Source organism: Paenibacillus tepidiphilus (genome assembly GCF_008635795.1).
GTDB lineage: Bacteria > Bacillota > Bacilli > Paenibacillales > Paenibacillaceae > Paenibacillus_AQ > Paenibacillus_AQ tepidiphilus.
This window is the reverse complement of sequence record NZ_VWRQ01000050.1, coordinates 1-3,947: the sequence shown is the minus strand read 5'-3', so window position 1 is coordinate 3,947 and position 3,947 is coordinate 1. Positions and strand designations below refer to the sequence as shown.

The following is a 3,947-nucleotide window of genomic DNA, read 5'->3' as shown; positions in this document are numbered from 1 at the left end:
CATCAGGATGGCCACGATACACTCCGGCCCCACCCCTTGCCCGCGCAGCGTCCATGCCAGCTGATTCGCCCGCGCGTTCAGCTCCGCGTAGGTCAGCTGCTGCTCCCCGTACACGACCGCCACCGCATCCGGCGTCTTCTCCGCCTGCGCCTCGAACAAACCGTGGATCGTCGCTTCCAGCGGATACGCCGCCGCTGTGTCATTGAAACCGTGCAGCAGCTGCACTTTCTCCTCCGGCGTGACAACTGATATCGAAGCCACCGGCCGCTGCGCATCCGCCAGCATTTGCTGCGCAATCTCCCGGATATGCCCCTCCATTCGCTGATTGAACAGCTCATCGTATACGTTGGCATTGTACCGGAATTCAATTGATAACGCTTCGCCTGGGAAAAGTACAACGGTTAAGTCATAATTCGTCTGCTCGTAAACTTCAACGTCACGAATCCCAAACGCAGCCCCGGCCGTTCCATCCACTTGACTAATCGCTTCGGCGACCGGATAGTTCTCGAACACCAAAATGTGGTCGATCAACCCTTGCTTCAGCCCGCTCAGCCCCTGTATCTCATACAGCGGAAAATGGCTGTGTGCTTCCGATGTGAGCGCCGCTTCCTGTACCTGCCGCAGCAGCGCCGTTATGCTCTGGTCAGGAGAGCTGCTGACCCGTACCGGCGTTGTATTGATAAACAGCCCGATCATCCGCTCGATCCCCGGCACCTCCGCCGGTCTGCCCGATACAACCGTTCCGAATACCACATCACCGCTCTGGTTGTACTTTTGCAATAGCAGTCCCCAGAGCGTCTGCATCACAGTGTTCAGCGTCACTTGGGCCTGGCGGGCGAGCCGCTCCAGCTCCCGGGTCATCCCCCCACCCAGACAGAAGGCATGCTTCTGCAGCTTAGCTTCTGTTCGCCCTGTTTTCCCCGCCGTCCGCGGCACACTTGCCTGTTGCTCATAGTTAGCCAGGTACCGGCTCCAGTACTGCCGCGCCGCTTCCCTGTCCTGCTTTTCCAGCCACTGCATGTAACTGTTAAATTGAATTGGCGTGTCAAGCCGAATCGGCTGCTTTGTCCTCAAGCACTCGTATATATGCATAAATTCCTGCATGAGAATGCTTACACACCAACCATCCATTAAAATATGGTGGAAGCTCCAGATCATTATGTATGAATCTGAATTTTTTTTTAGAATTGCTAACCGGATTAGAGGCCCCCTCAATAAGTCAAAGCCCTCATCCCGATCTTTCTGCTTGTATCTGTCCACATACCTGGACTTTTCATCTTCACTCATTTGGGATACATCTTCGAAAATCAATTCCGTCTTTTGAGTTTTTGCTACGACCTGAACAGATTTCTTCACTTTATTCCAGACGAAGACGGTTCGGAGTATATCGTATCGCTCAATTAGCTTCGCAAAGGATTGATTCACTAGAGCTACATTCACATCCCCTACAAGCTCCAAAGTAAATTGTTCAAAGTACTCATTTGATTTGTGAAGCAAAGAATGAAACAACATACCTTCTTGCATCGGCGTAAGATAATAGATGTCTTTTATCGTATCTCTACTTCTGCTCATGTTTACCTCCCGGCAAGTTGTTTTCCTCTGAACCTTTCGTTCAGATAAAGGCACCCTTTTCTCTTCAATAGCAACGTTAGGGGAGATGTTCTTCCTCTCCCCTCTGTTTATCCTTAGTCCTAGTCTATTTGCTCAAGCAATGCGTAGATGTTATCTACTTCATCAATATCTAATCCACTGGAGCTAAAATCGCTCGCAGTCTTCTCGCTATGCGCCTGTCCTATGCAGTGGGCAGTCAGCCTGCGAAGCTGTTCTGCATAACATGCCATCCAGCGTTCTACCGTTTCCCTCCGGTACGCGTCAGCCGCATATTCGCATGTAAACACCAGTTCCCCGCCGATCACTGCCCCGTTCAGGTTCAGCTTGTACTCTCCAGCGAGGTTCGGGTCGATACTGCTGCCTGTACCGTACGCCGACGTTTCGAATAGACCTGTCGTCACGTCCCGGTCGAACTGGCCCAAGTAGTTGAAGCTGATCTCCGGGCGAAGGTCGAACTTCAGCTCCCGCTTGTGCTCCGCGGCTGTCATATACTTCAGCACGCCATACCCGAGCCCTTTGTTCGGCACGCTCCGCAGCCCTTCCTTCACCCTCTTGATGCAGCCCGGCAACGTCTCTCCTTCTCCCAGGTCAAGCAGCGTCGGCACGATGGTCGTAAACCAGCCGACCGTTCGGCTGACATCCATCGCTTCCCCAATCTCTTCCCGGCCATGCCCCTCCAGGTCCACGGCAAACCTTCCCTCGCCAGTCCATTCCCGCAGCGCCAGGCCCAGCCCCGTCAGCAGAAGATCATTGATTTCGGTATTGTACGCCCGGCCCGCCTGGTAGAGCAGCTGCGCCGTCTCTTCCCGCGACAGCCGGATGCTCACCGCTCCGCCGGTTCCCTCCGCTTCCAGAGGTTCTTCGTCCACCGGCAGCGCCGCAGCCGGCGTCTCCTCGATTCGCTTCCAGTATGCGATTTCCCGCAGCTGTTTCCCGCTGTCCGCATAGCGCGACAGCGCCTCCGACCACGTCCGGAACGCATCCGTCTTCTCCGGAAAGCGGATTTCCTCGCCACGCTCCGCCTGCGTATATCCGGTCTGTACATCTTCGAACAGAATTCGCCAGGACACCCCGTCCACCACCAGATGGTGGATAACAATCAGCAGATGGTCGCCCTCGCCGGTCTTCATCAGCCCCAGGCGCAGCAGCGGACCTTGCTCCAGGTGCAGCCCCCGCTGCAGCCGGTCGGCTTCCGCAGCAATCCGCATATCCACGGCGGTTTCCCCGCGCAAGTCGATCACGTCGAGGCCGAAGCTTGCCTCTAGAGGCCCGTTGTTCCACTGCACGATGCCCGCTGCTTCTCTTCGATACCTCATCCGCAGCGCATCATGATGCATAGCGATCTGCTCAAACACACGCCGCAGGATTCCTTCGTCAAATCCGTCCCGGCGATGCAGCATGACCGCCTGGTTATAATGGTGCGGCAGCTGTGGTGAGCGCTCAAATAACTCTTGCTGGATCGGAGTTAATCGCACTTCGCCTTCTACCGGACGCTGATCGATCTGTCGCGCCAATATTTGCACATTGGGGCACAGCTCCTGGATCGTCGGATACCGGAACAAATCGCGGATCCCGAGATGCAGCCCGTGTCCCCGCAGGCGCGCGGCGATCTGTACGGCTTTGATCGAATCTCCGCCCAGCTCGAAGAAGTTGTCTTGTACCCCCACTTCGCCGGTCTGGAGCACATCCTGCCAAATTGTCGCCAATTTTTCTTCCGTCTTGCTGCGCGGCGCCACGTATTCACTTCCCGCCTGCACCCGTCCTTGCGGCGCCGGCAGCGCCTTGCGGTCCACCTTGCCGTTAGGGGTCAGCGGCAGCTTCTCCAGCTCCACGAAGTAGGACGGGATCATATACTCCGGCAGCTGTGCCGCCAGGTGCGCCCGCAGCTCCGGTACCGCAACCGCTTCGTCGCTTACCAGATACGCGCACAAGTACGCCTGTCCTTGCTCGTCCTCGCGGGCCATGACCACTGCTTCGCGGAGGTGCGCATGCGCCAGAAGCCGTGCCTCGATTTCCCCGCATTCAATCCGGTAGCCGCGTATCTTCACTTGCTGGTCAATCCGGCCCAGATACTCCAGATTGCCGTCCGGCAGCCATCTCGCCAAATCCCCGCTCCGGTACATCTTCATCCCCGGCTCGAACGGGTTGTCCCCGAACTTCTCCGCCGTCAGCTCCGGCCGGTTGAGGTAGCCTCGTGCCAGACCGTCACCCGCGATACACAGCTCACCCGCTACGCCGATTGGCTGCAGCTGCTGTCCTTCGCCCAGAATATAAGCCCGCAGCGTCGGCAGCGGCTGGCCGATGTTGCTGATCCCGCTGGTGATCTCCGCCTCGCC

General features: G+C 56.9%; 2 protein-coding genes. Both read right to left on the bottom strand.

The window, feature by feature from the left end:
• A partial coding sequence (locus F1379_RS29380; RefSeq protein ID WP_150276032.1) for a condensation domain-containing protein occupies positions 1–1,572 on the bottom strand: 1,572 nt, incomplete at its 3' end.
• 119 nt (positions 1,573–1,691) lie between these two features.
• On the bottom strand, positions 1,692–3,947 hold a 2,256-nt coding region (locus F1379_RS29375), incomplete at its 5' end, for a condensation domain-containing protein (protein WP_150276031.1).